Here is a 15,932-nt window from a genome sequence, read left to right on the forward strand (position 1 = left end):
ACCGCCGATACTCGGCTTTGATGTGCCTTCGTCGACTGTTTCCCTCCGCGTACCTGTACGAACGGGCCCGCGTCCCTACGATCGTCCGCGATCACGGGGCCGCTTCTCCCGCACCCGCGGGCGCGGGAGAAGCGGCCACGACGGGACCGAGCCCAACGGAGAGACCATGGCAGCTCACCACCCCTCACCCCTCGGCCGACGGGCCATGCTCGGCGCGGCGGTCGCCGGCGCGGGCGCCGCCGCCCTCCTCGGCACCGCGACCCCCGCGGGCGCCGTCGGCCGCCCCGCGGGCCGCGCCGCGACGGACGACCTGCGCACGCCGACGATCGTCGCCCACCGCGGCGCCTCCGGCTACCGCCCCGAGCACACCATGGGCTCCTACCAGCTCGGCCTCGACCTGGGCGCCGACATCATCGAGCAGGACCTGGTCCCCACCAAGGACGGGCACCTCGTCTGCCGCCACGAGAACGACATCACCGGCACGACCGACGTGGCCGACCACGCCGAGTTCGCCGACCGCCGCACTACCAAGACGGTGGACGGGGTGGAGTTGAACGGCTGGTTCACCGAGGACTTCACGCTGGAGGAGCTGAGAACCCTCAGGGCCACCGAGCGGATCCCGGACCAGCGTCCGAACAACACGCTGTACGACGGCCGTTGGCGCATACCCACCTATGACGAGGTGCTGCGCTGGGCCGCCGACGAGGGCCGCCGCCGCGGCCGTCCTGTCTGGCTGTACACCGAGACCAAGCACCCCACCTACTTCCGCTCCATCGGCCTGGGCCTCGAACGCCCGCTGGCGAACCTGCTGCGCAGGCACCGCCTCCACCGCGCCAGCGCCCCCGTGATCCTCCAGTCGTTCGAGCCCACCAGCATGCGGCGCATGGCCGACCTGGTGGAGACCCCGCGCGTGGTGCTGTTCTCCTCGGCCGACTCGCGGCCCTGGGACCTTCAGGAGGCGGGCGACCCGCGCACCGTCGCCGACCTGATCACCCGTCGCGGCCTGCGGGAGATCTCCGCGTACGCCCAGGGCATCGGCCCGACGCTCGACCTCGTCATCCCCAGGAAGTCCGACGGCTCGCTCGACCAGCCCACGCGCCTGGTCCGCGACGCCCACGACGCCGACCTCCTGGTGCACCCGTACACGCTCCGCAACGAGAACCGCTACCTGCCCGCGGAGTTCCGCCGCGGCGACGACCCCCACGCCTACGGCGACGTCTTCGGCGCCCTCGCCACCTACTTCGGCACGGGCATCGACGGGGTCTTCGCCGACCACCCCGACACCGCGCTGCTCGCCGCCGCCGACTTCCGCCGCTGACCCGGCCGTTCGCCGCGGGAACACCCGGCGAACGGTCAGCTGCGCTCCGGAGTCGGGAATCTCACAAGCCAGTTGGCTCCCGCACATTCCCCCGGGCCCGCGCCGCCCAGCACAATGCAGACGGCGCGGGTCCGACCGACCCGCGTCGTCAGGGCGAACGCCAGCCGAGGGCGCGGCCTCCCCACCCCTCGAGGCCGGCTCCACACCTCATCAGGAGGCATGCGCACATGGGCATGAGCGTGACGATCGACAAGGCGACTGGGCAGGACGCCGAGTACATCCTGAAGCTCCAGTACCTCTGCTACCAGTCGGAGGCCGAGCTCTACGGCGACTACAGCATCGACCCGCTGACCGAGACCCTCGCCGAGCTGCGCGCCGAGGTGGCCGACACATGCGTGCTCGTGGCCCGGCTCGGCCGCGAGGTCGTCGGCTCCGTCAGGGGCCGGGTGGACGCGGACGGCACGGCGTGCATCGGCCGCCTCATCGTTCACCCCCGCATGCAGCGTCACGGCCTCGGCGGGCGGCTGCTCGCCGAGATCGAGCGGCGCCTGGCGGCCGAGCGCGACGCGGCGCGCTACCGGCTGTTCACCGGCCACCGCAGCGAGGGCACCCTGCGCCTCTACCGCAGGCTCGGCTACGCCCCGGTCGCCACGGAGGAGATCTCCCGGCAGCTGAGCCTGGTCACCCTGGAGAAGGACGCCATCCCCGCGGGCGCGTGAGGCCCCTCGACCCTCTCAGGCCCGCCCCTCCTCGCGCGGGGCTGGCCTGGCCCTTCTCAGCCACAGCAGCCCCGTGACCGGCAGGATCAGCGGGAAGAAGACATAGCCAAGGCCGTAGTCCGACCACACGGTCGCGTCGGGGAACGCCGAGGGATCGATCAGTGTCCAGGTCCCCACGGTCAGCACGCCCACCAGCTCGGCCGCGCACGCCACGAGCGCCACGCGCCGCGCGCCCTCGCCGCCGCGCACCAGCGAGACGGTGATGAACGCGTACACCAGCGCGGCCACCGCCGAGAGCACATAGGCGAGCGGCGCCTCGTCGAAGCGCGTGGACAGCTGATACACCGAACGGGACGCCGCGCCCACGGTGAAGACGCCGTAGAGCGTGACCAGCAGCCGCCCCGGCCCCTGCCGCAGATCGGGACCCGCGCTCCCCGCGGTCCGTCGCGCCGTACCCTCAGCCACCGCCGGTGCCTCCCGACCACACATCCGCGAGCCTCAGCTGGAGCACGGCGAGCACCAGGGCGCCAGCGGCGACCGTGGCCGAGCCCCAGCGGCTGCGTTCGCCCAGCGCCACCACCCCGACCACGGGCAGGCACAGCGGGATCGACACCAGGTACGAGACGAATACCGCGGTGCCTTCGCCCGCGGGCCGTTCGCCGTTCGAGAGCTGCGCGAGCGCGATGACCAGCTGCGCCAGCGCGAGGAGCAGCACCAGCGCCATCCCGAGGTAGTGCCAGTCCTTGACGGGCTGGTCGCGCAGCGCCGCGTATCCGCACCACAGGGCCAGCAGCAGCGCGGTCACCCCGACGGTCACGGTCAGTGGCGTGAGCATGCGCCGACTCTAACGGGCCCCCGCCGCGCGCCCGCTGGCCGGGGGCGCCTCGTCGGCCCGCTGGCGGTCGCGACGTGGCGTTGGCCACACCACCACAGTCTGCGACGGTGGTGCGGGGGAACGCGTGTTTTACTGGTGCGTATGACCACGACGAGCAGCCGTTTCCGGTTGGCCCAGGCAGCCCCGATGCCCGGCGCTCGTTGTTGTTGTCGCATGGGCGACCGCTGAGGGCCCCTGACACCCGGCCCCTGACACCCGGCCCCTGCCCCGGCCCTGACCCCCGGCACCAGGCGCCCCTGAGCGACACCGCCCGTCCCTGAATCCCCTGCCACGCCAGGTGTGTGCCCCCGCGTGCGCGCCCGCGCGCCCGTGATCCCGCACGCCCTGGCGCGAGAGAGCCATGGAATCCCACTGTGATCACCATCAGTGACCTGACGAAGGTCTACCGCGCGCGCGGCCGCGACGTCACCGCGCTCGACGGCGTCAGCCTCCATGTCGAGCCCGGTGAGGTGCACGGCGTCATAGGCCGCAGCGGAGCGGGGAAGTCCACCCTGATCCGCTGTGTCAACCAGCTGGAGCGCCCCACCTCGGGCACGGTGACCGTCGACGGGCTCGACCTGACCGCCCTCGCGGGGAAGGGCAACAGGGCGGGCCGCCCGCTGCGCCGGGCGCGCGGCGGCATCGGCATGATCTTCCAGCACTTCAACCTGCTCTCCTCGCGCACCGCCCAGGGCAACGTCGAGCTGCCCCTGGAGATCCAGGGACTCGGCCGCCGCGAGCGCGCCCGCAAGGCCGTCGAGCTCCTCGACCTCGTCGGCCTCGCCGACCGCGCCCGCGCCCACCCCGCCCAGCTCTCGGGCGGCCAGAAGCAGCGCGTCGGCATAGCCCGCGCCCTGGCCGGGGACCCCAAGGTGCTGCTGTCCGACGAGGCCACGTCCGCCCTCGACCCCGAGACCACGGGATCCGTGCTGCGCCTGCTGCGCGACCTCAACCGGCAGCTCGGCCTGACCGTGCTGCTCATCACGCACGAGATGGACGTGGTCAAGGCCGTGTGCGACTCGGCGTCGCTCATGGAGAACGGCCGCCTCACCGAGTCGGGCCGCGTCGACGACCTGCTGGCCACCCCCGGCTCCCGGCTCGCGCACGCCCTCTTCCCACTGGGCACCGCCGACCGCGGCCCCGACCGCACGGTGGTCGACCTGACGTTCCACGGCGAGGCGGCCGGGGCCCCGGTGATCTCCCGGCTCGCCCGCGCCCACGGCATCGACGTCTCGATCGTGGGCGCCACCGTGGAGAGGGTCGGCACCCGCCAGATCGGCCGGATGCGCGTCGAGCTCCCCGGCCCCGCCGAGAAGAACGCCGCCCCCCTCGCCTTCCTGCGCGACCAGGGCCTCACCGTCGAGCTGCCGGGGGAGGAGCCGCGATGACCTGGGACGAGATGCGGCCCCTGCTCGAACAGGGCACGATCGACACCCTCTACATGGTCGGCTGGGCCACTCTCTACGCCGTCGTCGGCGGGCTCCCGCTCGGCGTTCTGCTCGTGCTCACCGACCGGGGGCGCCCGCTGGCCAACGCCGTGGTCAACCGGGTCATCGGCGTGATCGTGAACATCGGCCGCTCGCTGCCGTTCATCATCCTCATGGTCGCGCTGATCCCGTTCACGCGCTTCGTCGTCGGCACCGCCGTGGGCCCCACCGCGGCCGTCGTGCCGCTCGCCATCGGTGCCATCCCGTTCTTCGCCCGCCTGGTCGAGACGGCCGTCCGCGAGGTCGACCTCGGCCTGGTCGAGGCCGTGCAGGCCATGGGCGGCTCCACCTGGACCGTGGTCCTCAAGGTGCTGCTGCCCCAGGCCCTGCCCTCCCTGGTCGCCGGGCTGACCACCACCGTCATCGCCCTCATCGGCTACTCCGCCATGGCGGGCGCCGCGGGCGGCGGCGGCCTCGGCACCCTCGCCCTCACCTACGGATACCAGCGCTTCGAGAACGGCTTCATGCTCGCCACCGTCGTCGTGCTGATCGTCATCGTCACGGCGGTGCAACTGCTCGGGGACGGCATCGTCCGCCTCCTGCACCGCCGCGAACGCTCCACCGGCTGAACCACGCCACCACCCGAAAGGCACACCCGCCATGGGCAGCACCCGCACCCTCCGCACCACCGGCACCGCCCTGGCCGCCACCGCGGCCCTCGCCCTCGCCCTGACCGCCTGCGGCACCGACTCCGACCCGGACACCGGTGGCGGCGACGGCGGCGGCGAGAGCTCGGGCGACGCCCCCCTGAACGTCGCCGCGGGCCCCGTCCCGCACGCCGAGATCCTGAACTTCGTGAGAGAAGACCTCGCCGAGGAGGCCGGACTCGACCTGGAGGTCACCGAGTTCACCGACTACGTCCTGCCCAACACCGCACTCGACTCCGGCGAGGTGGACGCCAACTTCTTCCAGCACAAGCCCTACCTCGACGACTTCAACGCGAACCAGGGCACCGACATCGTCCCCGTGGTCAACGTCCACCTCGAGCCGCTCGGCCTCTACTCCCACACCCTCGACAGCGCCGACGCCCTGGCCGATGGCGACACCATCGCCGTGCCCAACGACGCCACCAACGAGGGCCGCGCGCTCAAGCTCCTCGCGGACAACGGCGTGATCGAGCTGGCCGAGGGCGTCGGCGTCGAGGCCACCCTGGCCGACATCACCGACGACCGCGGCCTGTCGTTCGAGGAGTTGGAGGCGGCCACCCTGCCCCGCGCCCTCGACGACTTCGACGCGGCGATCATCAATGGCAACTACGCCCTGGAGGCGGGCATCACGCCCGCCGACGACGCCCTCGTCATCGAGGACTCCGAGGGCAACCCCTACGCCAACTTCCTCGCCGTCAGGGCAGGGGACGAGGACGACCCCCGGATCACCACCCTCGCCGAGCTGCTGAACACCGACGAGGTCAGGCAGTTCATCGAGGACACCTACCAGGGCTCCGTGGTCCCCGCCTTCGGCGAGCCCGCGGCCTGACCCGGCGTCATCACCCGACCGGGCCCCGTGAGGGGCCCGGTCACCGGCGCCGCGCCCGCCCCGCCCATACTGCATGCTGTCCCCCCGTAACCCCGGCAGGGAGAGGCGCATGACATCCACCTTCCCCGACATCTCCATCAGCACCGACCGCTTGGTGCTGCGCCCGTTCGAGGAAGCGGACATCCCCGAGCTCACCGCGATGATGAACGACGAGCTCACCGCGGCCTGGACGTCCGTGCCCATCCCCTACACCCACGCGGAGGCGCGGAGCTGGATCACGGGCCGCGCCCCGGCCGAGCGCACCCAGGGCCGCGGCATCGTCTTCGCCGTGAACGAGCTGCTCACCCACCGGCTCGTCGGCAGCGTCCACCTCATGAACACCAACTGGCACGCGCTGTCCGCCGAGGTGGGCTATGTCGTCGCCCCCTGGGCCAGGGGCGAGGGCTACGCCGCCGAGTCCGTCCTGGCCACGGCCCACTGGCTCTTCCACGACCAGAAGTTCGAACGCCTCGAGCTGCGCACCGCCGCGGGCAACACCGCGTCCCAGCAGGTCGCCCAGAAGATCGGCTGCGTGAGCGAGGGGGTGCTGCGCAACGCGCTCATAGTCCGCTCCAGAACCGAGGACGGCGGCTGGACCGACATCCGCACCGACCTCATCGTCTGGGGCCTGCTCCCCGAGGACCTCGAGGACGCCCCGCCCGTGCAGTACAGCGCGGGTTGATCGGCCTTTCTCATCCACCTTCGGGTCCGTTCATGGCCACCGTGTGAAGGGAATGTCGGCGGCCCGTCCCCGTCCGACCCGATGTTCGAGAGGGTCGTCATCGACCCCGTCGGCGGCGGCCGCGTCATCACCACCGACGCGCCGGGTGCCGGGCCCGACGCGCGCTGCACCGCGGGCCTGCGCGTCAACCACAGGCCGCGGAGCGAGTCTTGGGTCGACGCGGCGTTCGTCCGCTCCGGCAGGCGGCACCCTGACGTTCGATATGTCGGACGCCCCGGACGACTGGGGCACCGAAGAGGACGACGTGCCGCCCTCGTATACCGAGGGGATGAACGCCCGCAATGGCGTGGGTACTTCGCCCGACGGGCGGGGCGACCTGGCGTCGACGTCGCGCTGATCGACGCGTACGACGCCCCCCGCCCCGCCCCGCCCCGCCCCGCCCGGTCCGCGCCCCGCCCGGTCCGCGCCCCGCCCCGTCCGCGCCCGTGAGCTGATCGCTCGCTCGACATCGCTCGCGTGGGCGCCGTCGCCACCCACCGGGCGACGGCGCCCACGGCATCGGTGAGTTGCCCGGTCCCCCCGCACCCGGTGCACCGCGATCGCGGGAAACGGATTAGGCTCGACGCCGTCCCCGACGTGCGAGCGAGTCCTACAGGAGCAGCCCGACCATGGCCGACCGCGTCACGGTGATCGGATGGGACGGCTCCCCGCTCGACCCCGCCGCCCGCGCAGCGCTCCATGCGGCGACCCTGGTGGCGGGCGCCCCCCGCCACCTCGACCTGCCCGAAGTCCCCCCGCACGCCGAGCGCGTGCGCCTGGGGAGCGTTTCCCTCGCCGCGCGCCGGATCGCCGCGCACCGGGGCACCGCCGTGGTGCTCGCCGACGGCGACCCGGGGTTCTTCGGCGTCGTGCGCGACCTGCGCGACCCCGCCCATGGCCTCGAGGTCGAGGTCGTCCCCGCCGTCTCGGCCGTCGCCGTCGCGTTCGCCCGCGCCGGGATGCCCTGGGACGACGCCCGCGTCGTCGTCGCCAACCGCCGCACCCTGCGCCGCGCGGTCAACGTCTGCCGCGCCCACCCCAAGGTTGCCGTCCTCACCTCGCCCGGCGCGGGCCCCGCCGAGATCGCCCTGCTGCTCGGCCAGGTGCATCGCACGTTCGTTATCTGCGAGGCCCTGGGCACCGAGGCGGAACGGGTCTCCGTCCTCACCTCGGACACCGTCTCCCAGCACCGCTGGACCGACCCCAACCTGGTCATCGTCATAGGCGGCAGCGGCAGCGGCAGCACCCAGTCGGCCGACACCAGTTGGCTGGCCGGGCTCGACCCCGCCGCCTCGGGTCAGCCGCGCGGGATCGGCCTCGAACGCTCCGCCTACGGGCCGTCCGCGCCGGGGGACGCGCCGGAGGGCGCGGGGCGCGACCGCCGCCTGCGCGCGCTCCAACTCGCCGCCCTCGGCCCCGGCATGGGCGACCTGCTGTGGGACGTGGGCACCGGCGACGGCATCGCGGCCGTCGAGGCCGCCCGCCTCGGCTCGGCCGTCATCGCCGTCGACCGCGACGCCCAGGCGTGCGCGCGCGCGGAGGCCGCCGCGCGTCGGCTCGGGCTCCAGGTCCACGCCGTTCACGGCGTCGCGCCCCACGTTCTCGAGGACCTGCCCGAGCCCGATGTGATCCGCGTCGGCGGGGGAGGGCAGCGCACGCTGGCCGCCTGCGCCGACCGCCGTCCGCAGCGGCTCGTGACCCACGCGATGACGCGCGATCAGGCCGAGGCGGCCGGGCGGGTGCTGGCGGGCGCGGGCTTCACGGTCGAGTGCACCCTGCTCCAGTCCGTCGAACTGGAGACCGCGGACTGGTCGGAACGCGGCAGGAGCGTTGTCTTTCTGCTCGTCGCCAGTCGTCTGTCGACACCCCGGTGACAAACCGGGATCATCCGGGGCCACTCGTGCACCCGTGATCAGCGCGGGGCGTCGGCCCAGGTAGGCTCATGGATCGTTGTGCCGTCAGCCGGACTTGATGATTCGTCCATCAATGTCCGGGGTTGGAAGGAGCACGTGCGATGGGCGAGGTGGACGCATGACGGACCCCGGCCAGATGCCGGAAGGGGCGCCGCAGCCGGAGCCGGCGGGCGGACCGACGGAGCGACCGGTGCCGCAGCCCGGGGTTCCTGGCTCCGCCGTCTATCCCTTCCCCGGCCAGCCCGACGAGGCGGGCGACGCCGAGGACGAGGATCTGCTGATGCCCGGCGCGAACGGCGCGTGGGGCGACGCCGCGATCGCTCCCCGCCCGCGCGCCGTGGCGGCCGAGCCCAGCACGCAGCGGCTCGCCGCCGTTCCCCCGCCGGGACCCACGCCCACCGAGCCGGAGTATCTGGACATCGCCTCCCAGCAGCACCAACCCCCATCCCAGCCGCACCAGCCCCAGCCGCACCAGCCGCAGCCCGCTCCCGAGCCGGTCCCCGCCCCGCCCGCCGCGGCGGCCGCCGCACCCCAGGCCGGGGTGCCGACCCCCGCGCCCGCCCCTCGGGAGCAGGCGCCCTCCGCGCAGCCCGAGCCGGAGGCCGTGCCCGTGCGGGCCGCGCCCGCCCCCGCCGCGCCCCCACCCGCCCCAGCCGTCGCGCAGCCCGAGCCCGCCCCGGCGCCCGCGCCCGCGCAGGAGGCGCCGAGCGCGCCCCCGCCCAGCCCGCTGCCCGGCACCCTGCCCACCCCGCCAGGGGCGTGGCAGCCCATCGCCCCCGCCGCGCCCGAGCCGGAGCCCGCGGCCCCCGAGCCGCAGGCCCCCGCGCCCGCCCCCGCCGCCGAGGCGCAGCCCAAGCCCCAGCCCGCCGAGCCCATTCCCGCGCAGGCCGAGCCCGTTACGCCAACGGCGCCCGCACCCCAGCCCGTTGCCCCCCAGCCCGTTGCCCCCCAGTCGGTTGCTCCCGAGCCGGTTGCTCCCGAGCCGGTTGCTCCCGAGCCGGTTGCCGCGGTGCCCGCGCCCAGGAGCGCGCCCTCGGCGCCCTCGACCCCCGTCGCGGAAGCCGCGCCCGCGCCCGCCCCCGCGGAACAGGCCACTGAACAAGCCCCCGCGCCGGAGCCCGCGCCCGCTCAGGAGGCGCCGAGCGCGCCCCCCGCGCCCGCCTACCCCGAGCCCGAGCGCGAGGCCGTTCACCGCCTGATGCGCGAACGCCGCGACGTCCACCGCGGCTTCCGCCCCGACCCCATCCCGCACGACGTCCTGCTGCGCGTCCTCCAGGCCGCCCACACCGCCCCGAGCGTCGGCCTCTCCCAGCCGTGGGACTTCCTGATCATCCGCTCGCCCGAGACCCGCGCCACCGTGCACGAGCTCGTCGAGCGCCAGCGCGAGGCATACGCGAGCTCCCTCCCCAAGGCCCGCGCCAAGCAGTTCAGGGAGCTGGGCGCCGAGGCCGTCGTCCAGGCCCCCGTCAACATCGTCGTCACCGCCGACCCCACCCGCGGCGGCCGCCACACCCTCGGCCGCCCGACCCAGCCGCAGATGGCCCCCTACTCCTCGGCCCTCGCCGTGGAGAACCTCTGGCTCGCCGCCCGCGCCGAGGGCCTCGGCGTCGGCTGGATCAGCTTCTTCGACGAGCGCGAGCTCGTCCGCGCCCTCGACCTCCCCGAGCACCTGGAGATCGTCGCCTACCTGTGCGTGGGCCACGTGGACGCGTTCCCCGCCGATGGCGACGCGGCCGACCGCGGCCCCGCCCAGCGCCGCCCGCTCTCCTGGGTCGTCCACGAGGAGGCGTACGGCCGCCGCGCGCTTCCGGGTTCCGAGCCCCACGACCTGCTCAGCGAGACCCTTGCCGAGGTCCGCCCGCTCGACGCCCAGGCCCTCGGCGAGGCGTGGGAGCGCCAGAAGCGGATGACCAAGCCCGCGGGCGCGCTCGGCGCCCTCGAGGTCATCTCCGCCCAGCTCTGCGGGCTTTCCCGCTCGTGCCCCCCGCCCGTCCCCGAGCCCGCGGCCGTCGCCGTCTTCGCCGGGGACCACGGCGTCCACGCCCAAGGCGTCACCCCATGGCCCCAGGAGGTCACCGCCCAGATGGTGGGCAACTTCCTCGGCGGGGGAGCGGTGTGCAACGCCTTCGCCGCCCAGGTCGGCGCCGAGGTCTGCGTGATCGACGTCGGCGTGCGCGCCGAGCTCCCCGGCGCCACCGGGCTGGTGCCCCGCAAGGTCAGGCCCGGCACGGGCGACATCACCGAGGGCCAGGCGATGACCCGCGACGAGGCGCTGCGCGCCCTCGAGGTCGGCATCGAGACCGCCCGCGACCTGGTCGCGGGCGGCAACCGAGCGCTGCTGACCGGCGAGATGGGCATCGCCAACACCACCGTCTCCGCCGCCCTGATCGCCGTGTTCACCGACGCCGAGCCCGCCGAGGTCACGGGGCGCGGCACCGGCATCGACGACGAGACCCACGCCAGGAAGGTCGATGTCGTCCGCCGCGCCCTGGCCCGCCACGAGCCCGACGCCACCGACCCGCTCGGCGCGCTCTCGGCCGTCGGCGGCCTCGAACACGCCGCCCTCACCGGGCTGATCCTCGGCGGCGCCTCCCTGCGCGTCCCCGTCATCCTCGACGGCGTCAGCGCGGGCGCCGCCGCCCTCGTCGCCCGCGCGATCGCTCCCGAGGCGGTCTCCGTGTGCATCGCGGGCCACCGCAGCGCCGAGCCGGGCCACCAGGCCGCGCTCACCGCGCTCGGCCTGCGCCCCCTGGTCGACCTCGACCTGCGCCTCGGCGAGGGCACGGGCGCGCTGCTCGCCCTCCCCGTGGTGCAGAGCGCGGCCAGGGCGATGCGCGAGGTCGCGACGTTCGACGGAGCCGGAGTCACGGAGAAGAGCTAGAAGAGCGAGAAGAGCTAGCCGTATGGACGTCAAGCGTTGCCGACCCGGCTGATCAACACACCCAGGGCCCGTCTTCCGGATCCTCGCGGATCAGCGAACGGCGTCGGACACGGTGGTCCGCGGGCTCGTCGTCGAAGTCCGCCCGGGCAGGGCCTAGGGTGTGGGGGCCGAACGGGTCGCACCCGCGTTCGGCAGGCCCGTTCCCCCGCGAGGAGTCACCCCAAGCGATGCCCACCCACCCCGCTTACCCCGTCGGCCTGCGGCTCTCAGGCCGCCGCGTCCTGGTGCTCGGCGGCGGCACCGTCGCCCAGCGGCGGCTGCCCGCGCTGCTCGCCGCGGGCGCCGACGTCCGGCTGGTCGCACCCGAGGTCACCCCGTCCGTGCAGGCCATGGCGGACGCGGGGGAGTTCGTCTGGGAGCGCCGCGGGTACCGCGCCGGCGACCTCGAAGGCGCCTGGTACGCCCTGATCGCCACCGACGACCCCGAGGTCAACGCCGCGGCATCCGCCGAGGCCGAGGGGCGCCGCGTGTGGTGCGTGCGCAGCGACGACGCCGAGGCGGCGACCGCGTGGACGCCCGCGACGGGCCGCAGCGACGGCGTGACCGTGGCCGTGCTCACAGGGCGCGACCCCCGCCGTTCCGCCGCCGTCAGGGACGCCGTGGTCGAGGGCCTGCGCGACGGCACGCTCGGCGCGCCACGGCACCGCGGCCGCGTCCCCGGCGTGGCCCTGGTCGGCGGCGGCCCCGGCGACCCCGACCTGATCACCGTGCGGGGGCGCAGGCTGCTCGCCGAGGCCGACGTCGTGATCGCCGACCGGCTCGGCCCCCGCGACCTGCTCGACGAGCTGCCCCCGCATGTCGAGGTCATCGACGCCGCCAAGATCCCCTACGGCCGCGCCATGGCCCAGGAGGCGATCAACGCCGCGCTCCTCGAGCACGCGAGGGCGGGGCGTTCGGTGGTCAGGCTCAAGGGCGGCGACCCCTATGTCTTCGGCCGCGGCAAGGAGGAGGCGCTCGCGCTCGCCGAGGCGGGCGTCGCGGTGACCGTGGTCCCCGGCGTCACCAGCGCCGTCGGCGTCCCGGCCGCCGTCGGGATCCCCGTCACCCACCGGGGCGTCGCCCATGAGTTCACCGTGGTCAGCGGCCATCTCGCGCCCGACGACCCCCGCTCCCTGGTCGACTGGCCCGCCCTCGCGGCCCTGCGCGGAACCCTCGTGCTGCTGATGGCCGTCGAACACGCCGCCGCCATCGCCGCCACGCTCGTCGCCCACGGCCGCCCCGCCGACACCCCGGCCGCCGTCGTCCAGGACGGCACCACGGCCGCCCAGCGCCGCGTCGACGCCACCCTGGGCACGCTCGCCCGCCGCATCGACGAGGAGGGCGTGCGCCCGCCCGCCGTGATCGTCATCGGCGACGTGGTGAACGCCGGATGACCGCGCCAGCCCTCGTTCCGGCCCCCGTTCCCGGGCCCATCCCGGTCGATGACCCCGACGACCCCAGGCTCGCCGACTACACCTCGCTCACCGATGTCGCCCTGCGGCGGCGCGTCGAGCCCGCGGGCGGTCTCTTCATGGCCGAGGGCGAGAAGGTCATCCGCCGCGCCCTGCGCGCCGGTTACCCCATGCGCTCGATGCTGCTGACCCCGCGCTGGGCCGAGGCGATGGGCGACCTGGTCGAACGCGCCGGGGCCCCCGTCTATGTGGTGAGCCCCGCGCTCGCCGAGCGCGTCACAGGCTTCCACGTCCACCGCGGCGCCTTGGCCTCGATGTGCCGCACCCCGCTCCCCGAGCCGGGCGACCTGCTCGCCACCGCGCGCCGCCTCGTCGTCCTCGAGGCCGTCAACGACCACACCAACGTCGGCGCCGTCTTCCGCAGCGCCGCGGCGCTCGGCATGGACGCGGTGCTGCTCTCGCCCGACTGCGCCGACCCGCTCTACCGGCGCTCGGTCAAGGTCTCGATGGGCGCGGTGTTCTCGCTGCCCTACGCCAGGCTCGGCCGGTGGCCCTGCGGCCTCGCGGCGGTGCGCGACGCGGGGTTCAGGCTGCTCGCCCTCACCCCGGCCGAGGGCGCGCGGGACATCGCCGAGGCCGTCGAGGACGACCGGGACGCCCGCGTGGCGCTGCTGCTCGGCGCCGAGGGCGAGGGGCTCACGCCGCGCGCCCTGGCCGCGGCGGACGCCCGCGTGCGCATCCCCATGGCGCACGGCATCGACTCGCTCAACGTCGCGGCGGCGGCAGCGGTCGCCTGCTACGCCCTGGCCCGCCCCCGCTGAACGCCCCGCCCCGCGCCGCTCAGATGGGCCCCTGGCAGCCCTGCGCCGCCGCGACGCCGAGCGCCACGAGCAGCGTCACCGTGACAAACACGACAAGCCGCTGCCGCAGCAGCCTCCGGTCCACCGGGCGCCGCTTGCGCTGAGCGGGCCGCGTCCGGCTCCCCGCGGACGCGGGCGCCGTCCGCGTGCCCGGCTGCCGGGGAGCCGGCGCGCGCGCCGGCGCGTTCGCCCGTGGATGGCTCGCGGTGGACTGCGTCGCGCCCCGCGCCTCACGTGCGGCGATCTCCTTGAGCCGCAGCGACAGCTGGAGCGTACTGGGCCGCTCCGTCGGCGACTTGGCCAGGCACGAGCGCAGCAGCGGCGCCAGCGCGGCGGGCACGCCCCGCAGTTGGGGCTCCTCGTGCACCACGCGGTAGAGCATCACCTCGGAACTGCCCTGGCCAAACGGGGAGTCGCCGAGCGCCGCGTACGCCAGCGTGGCCCCGAGCGAGAACACGTCGCTCGCGGGCGTCACCGGCTGCCCGCGCACCTGCTCGGGCGCGAGGAAGCCGGGGGAGCCCACGGCCGTTCCGACATGGGTCAGGGTGCTGGCCCCCGTGGCCCACGCGATGCCGAAGTCGATGATCCGCGGGCCCTTGGGGGACAGCAGGATGTTGGACGGCTTGAGGTCCCGGTGCACCACCCCGGCCTCGTGCACGGCGACCAGGCCCTCGGCGAGCGCCGCGCCGATCGCGGCCGTCTCGGCGGCGGAGAGCGGCCCCTCCTCCATCACCTTGTCGTGCAGCGAGGGCCCCGGCACATACTGGGTGGCGAACCACGGCCGTGTGGCGTCGAGATCGGCCGCCACCAGCCGGGCCGTGCAGCCCCCGCGGATCCGCCGCGCCGCGGACACCTCACGCGCGAACCGCGAACGGAACTCCTCGTCCTCGGCCAGATCCGGCCTGATCACCTTGAGCGCGACCCGCTGCCCGCGCCGGTCGGAGCCGAGGTACACGACCCCCATGCCCCCGGCCCCGAGCCGCCGGTGGAGCCGGAACGCTCCGACGACTCGCGGGTCCTCGCGCCGGAGCCGCATCATCGCCATGTCCACCTCGCTGCCCCGTGCTTGTGATGAGCCACAGCTTACGGACTGCGCGGCCCGAGCAGTGATAAGGCCGCGCGCACGCCCCCCCACGCGCACCAGCGGGTTGACGCTCCGCACCCCTGGGGGAAAACCCCGGCTCGGGCACGCGGTCCTCCACCCTGGGGAGTAGCCAGGTGGCACGCTTCTCATCCTGGGGGATGCCCCCAGGTCAGTACGCCGGGCTGACGTCCCGGAAGGTGCCGCCCGCCTAATGTATGGACCAGGCGGCGGGCGTAACACTCGTCCCCCGAGGTCACCCGCCCGCCGCCCCAACCCCACGACAGGAGTGGACAGATGGCGCGCACCGCGGCACGGACCGGCACCGCTAGGGCCGAGCGCCGCCACCCGCTGGTGGCGACGGCCATGGTGCTGCCTCTCGCCCTCGTCCTGGCCGTGGCGATCGGCGGCGTCGAAGCCGTCATGACACAGGCGTCGTCCGTGGCCGGCACGCTGGGGCGCTGAGCGGCGCCCCGGGCCCGGGAGAGCGGCCCGGGTCGGGGACACCGGCTGACAGCCCCGTGGGGACGGGGGTGAGGCGGACGACCAAGGGCCCGGACAGCTGGGGAGCTGTCCGGGCACCAGTCCGTTCAACGGCACGTCGAAGCACGTCGAAGCACCTTCGCGCACATGGGAAGAGGCCGGAGAGCGTGGACTCTCCGGCCTCCCGGCGGTGCGCGATACTGGGATTGAACCAGTGACCTCTTCCGTGTCAGGGAAGCGCTCTCCCGCTGAGCTAATCGCGCGGGCCCGGAGCCGGGGCTCCGGGGCGGGTCCTCGCGGACCTCGTGGACGATACTGGGATTGAACCAGTGACCTCTTCCGTGTCAGGGAAGCGCTCTCCCGCTGAGCTAATCGTCCGAGGTGGAGACGGGATTTGAACCCGTGTAGACGGCTTTGCAGGCCGTTGCCTCGCCTCTCGGCCACTCCACCGGATGGGGGCGGGCCCCCTTCGAGCGGACGACGAGACTCGAACTCGCGACCCCCACCTTGGCAAGGTGGTGCTCTACCAACTGAGCTACGTCCGCAGTGCTGTCCCCGCCACCACTTCCGTGACCCGGCGACGTCATGAACTTTAGCGGATCCGCCTCTCAGCTCAAACTCGGTATCCC

At 74.4% G+C, this 15,932-nt stretch carries 15 protein-coding genes and 4 tRNA genes; 12 read left to right on the plus strand and 7 right to left on the minus strand.

Annotated elements, in window-relative coordinates:
* Positions 1-166: 166 nt before the first annotated feature.
* On the plus strand, positions 167-1,318 hold the full coding sequence (locus DEH69_RS01360) for a glycerophosphodiester phosphodiesterase (RefSeq protein WP_113684995.1): 1,152 nt from the start codon (positions 167-169) through the stop codon (positions 1,316-1,318).
* A 227-nt stretch (positions 1,319-1,545) separates the two neighbouring features.
* Positions 1,546-2,037: a GNAT family N-acetyltransferase gene (locus DEH69_RS01365; RefSeq protein WP_113684996.1), complete on the plus strand. Its 492-nt coding sequence runs from the start codon at positions 1,546-1,548 to the stop codon at positions 2,035-2,037.
* Between the two features lie 15 nt (positions 2,038-2,052).
* Here the strand turns inward: DEH69_RS01365 and DEH69_RS01370 are convergent, their stop codons facing one another.
* The gene (locus DEH69_RS01370) at positions 2,053-2,502 is read right to left on the minus strand and encodes a hypothetical protein (protein WP_113684997.1); all 450 of its coding nucleotides are present in this window, start codon (positions 2,500-2,502) and stop codon (positions 2,053-2,055) included.
* A complete protein-coding gene (locus tag DEH69_RS01375) occupies positions 2,495-2,872 on the minus strand; it encodes a hypothetical protein (protein ID WP_113684998.1) in 378 nt (125 codons plus the stop codon). Before DEH69_RS01375 ends, DEH69_RS01370 begins: the two co-directional genes overlap by 8 nt.
* A 413-nt stretch (positions 2,873-3,285) precedes the next feature.
* Here DEH69_RS01375 and DEH69_RS01385 point away from each other — a divergent pair, with 413 nt between their 5' ends.
* The 9 genes from DEH69_RS01385 to DEH69_RS01420 all read left to right on the plus strand — a co-directional run bounded on the left by DEH69_RS01385 (position 3,286) and on the right by DEH69_RS01420 (position 13,700).
* Positions 3,286-4,299 carry a methionine ABC transporter ATP-binding protein gene (locus DEH69_RS01385; protein ID WP_113685000.1) on the plus strand — a complete coding sequence of 338 codons (1,014 nt, stop codon included), beginning with the start codon at positions 3,286-3,288 and terminating at the stop codon, positions 4,297-4,299.
* The gene (locus DEH69_RS01390) at positions 4,296-4,967 is read left to right on the plus strand and encodes a methionine ABC transporter permease (RefSeq protein WP_113685001.1); all 672 of its coding nucleotides are present in this window, start codon (positions 4,296-4,298) and stop codon (positions 4,965-4,967) included. Before DEH69_RS01385 ends, DEH69_RS01390 begins: the two co-directional genes overlap by 4 nt.
* Before the next feature lie 31 nt (positions 4,968-4,998).
* On the plus strand, positions 4,999-5,874 hold the full coding sequence (locus tag DEH69_RS01395; RefSeq protein ID WP_113685002.1) for a MetQ/NlpA family ABC transporter substrate-binding protein: 876 nt from the start codon (positions 4,999-5,001) through the stop codon (positions 5,872-5,874).
* A gap of 109 nt (positions 5,875-5,983) precedes the next feature.
* The gene (locus tag DEH69_RS01400) at positions 5,984-6,595 is read left to right on the plus strand and encodes a GNAT family N-acetyltransferase (RefSeq protein WP_113685003.1); all 612 of its coding nucleotides are present in this window, start codon (positions 5,984-5,986) and stop codon (positions 6,593-6,595) included.
* Positions 6,596-6,857: 262 nt separating this feature from the next.
* A complete protein-coding gene (locus DEH69_RS32285) occupies positions 6,858-6,992 on the plus strand; it encodes a hypothetical protein (protein ID WP_258534358.1) in 135 nt (44 codons plus the stop codon).
* A gap of 271 nt (positions 6,993-7,263) precedes the next feature.
* On the plus strand, positions 7,264-8,508 hold the full coding sequence (cbiE, locus tag DEH69_RS01405; RefSeq protein WP_113685004.1) for a precorrin-6y C5,15-methyltransferase (decarboxylating) subunit CbiE: 1,245 nt from the start codon (positions 7,264-7,266) through the stop codon (positions 8,506-8,508).
* 157 nt (positions 8,509-8,665) lie between these two features.
* On the plus strand, positions 8,666-11,428 hold the full coding sequence (cobT, locus tag DEH69_RS01410) for a nicotinate-nucleotide--dimethylbenzimidazole phosphoribosyltransferase (RefSeq protein ID WP_113685005.1): 2,763 nt from the start codon (positions 8,666-8,668) through the stop codon (positions 11,426-11,428).
* A gap of 227 nt (positions 11,429-11,655) precedes the next feature.
* Positions 11,656-12,861 carry a uroporphyrinogen-III C-methyltransferase gene (gene cobA / locus DEH69_RS01415; protein ID WP_113685006.1) on the plus strand — a complete coding sequence of 402 codons (1,206 nt, stop codon included), beginning with the start codon at positions 11,656-11,658 and terminating at the stop codon, positions 12,859-12,861.
* Complete coding sequence (locus DEH69_RS01420) at positions 12,858-13,700, plus strand: RNA methyltransferase (RefSeq protein WP_113685007.1); 843 nt, start codon at positions 12,858-12,860, stop codon at positions 13,698-13,700. Before cobA ends, DEH69_RS01420 begins: the two co-directional genes overlap by 4 nt.
* Positions 13,701-13,719: 19 nt before the next feature.
* Here the strand turns inward: DEH69_RS01420 and DEH69_RS01425 are convergent, their stop codons facing one another.
* On the minus strand, positions 13,720-14,784 hold the full coding sequence (locus DEH69_RS01425; protein ID WP_181727202.1) for a serine/threonine-protein kinase: 1,065 nt from the start codon (positions 14,782-14,784) through the stop codon (positions 13,720-13,722).
* Positions 14,785-15,117: 333 nt separating this feature from the next.
* Here DEH69_RS01425 and DEH69_RS31195 point away from each other — a divergent pair, with 333 nt between their 5' ends.
* Entirely contained in the window at positions 15,118-15,285 is a 168-nt protein-coding gene (locus DEH69_RS31195) for a hypothetical protein (protein ID WP_181727203.1), read from the plus strand.
* Positions 15,286-15,494: 209 nt separating this feature from the next.
* Here DEH69_RS31195 and DEH69_RS01430 read toward each other — a convergent pair.
* From DEH69_RS01430 to DEH69_RS01445, 4 genes are all read right to left on the minus strand, one after another.
* A tRNA-Val gene (locus tag DEH69_RS01430) sits at positions 15,495-15,566 on the minus strand.
* Positions 15,567-15,609: 43 nt separating this feature from the next.
* Positions 15,610-15,681 (minus strand) — tRNA-Val (locus tag DEH69_RS01435).
* A gap of 1 nt (position 15,682) precedes the next feature.
* A tRNA-Cys gene (locus DEH69_RS01440) sits at positions 15,683-15,753 on the minus strand.
* 22 nt (positions 15,754-15,775) lie between these two features.
* Positions 15,776-15,848, minus strand: a tRNA-Gly gene (locus tag DEH69_RS01445).
* Positions 15,849-15,932 lie beyond the last annotated feature (84 nt).

This window comes from Streptomyces sp. PT12 (assembly GCF_003311645.1).
Classification (GTDB): domain Bacteria; phylum Actinomycetota; class Actinomycetes; order Streptomycetales; family Streptomycetaceae; genus Streptomyces.

What these genes read in the sequence shown, in the direction of transcription:
- DEH69_RS01365 (WP_113684996.1), top strand. Translation starts at nt 1,546, where the DNA reads ATGGGCATGAGCGTGACGATCGACAAGGCGACTGGGCAGGACGCCGAG.
- DEH69_RS01375 (WP_113684998.1), bottom strand. Translation starts at nt 2,872, where the DNA reads ATGCTCACGCCACTGACCGTGACCGTCGGGGTGACCGCGCTGCTGCTG.
- DEH69_RS01420 (WP_113685007.1), top strand. Translation starts at nt 12,858, where the DNA reads ATGACCGCGCCAGCCCTCGTTCCGGCCCCCGTTCCCGGGCCCATCCCG.
- cbiE (WP_113685004.1), top strand. Translation starts at nt 7,264, where the DNA reads ATGGCCGACCGCGTCACGGTGATCGGATGGGACGGCTCCCCGCTCGAC.
- DEH69_RS01400 (WP_113685003.1), top strand. Translation starts at nt 5,984, where the DNA reads ATGACATCCACCTTCCCCGACATCTCCATCAGCACCGACCGCTTGGTG.
- DEH69_RS01390 (WP_113685001.1), top strand. Translation starts at nt 4,296, where the DNA reads ATGACCTGGGACGAGATGCGGCCCCTGCTCGAACAGGGCACGATCGAC.
- DEH69_RS01425 (WP_181727202.1), bottom strand. Translation starts at nt 14,784, where the DNA reads ATGGCGATGATGCGGCTCCGGCGCGAGGACCCGCGAGTCGTCGGAGCG.
- DEH69_RS01395 (WP_113685002.1), top strand. Translation starts at nt 4,999, where the DNA reads ATGGGCAGCACCCGCACCCTCCGCACCACCGGCACCGCCCTGGCCGCC.
- DEH69_RS32285 (WP_258534358.1), top strand. Translation starts at nt 6,858, where the DNA reads ATGTCGGACGCCCCGGACGACTGGGGCACCGAAGAGGACGACGTGCCG.
- DEH69_RS31195 (WP_181727203.1), top strand. Translation starts at nt 15,118, where the DNA reads ATGGCGCGCACCGCGGCACGGACCGGCACCGCTAGGGCCGAGCGCCGC.
- cobT (WP_113685005.1), top strand. Translation starts at nt 8,666, where the DNA reads ATGACGGACCCCGGCCAGATGCCGGAAGGGGCGCCGCAGCCGGAGCCG.
- DEH69_RS01360 (WP_113684995.1), top strand. Translation starts at nt 167, where the DNA reads ATGGCAGCTCACCACCCCTCACCCCTCGGCCGACGGGCCATGCTCGGC.
- cobA (WP_113685006.1), top strand. Translation starts at nt 11,656, where the DNA reads ATGCCCACCCACCCCGCTTACCCCGTCGGCCTGCGGCTCTCAGGCCGC.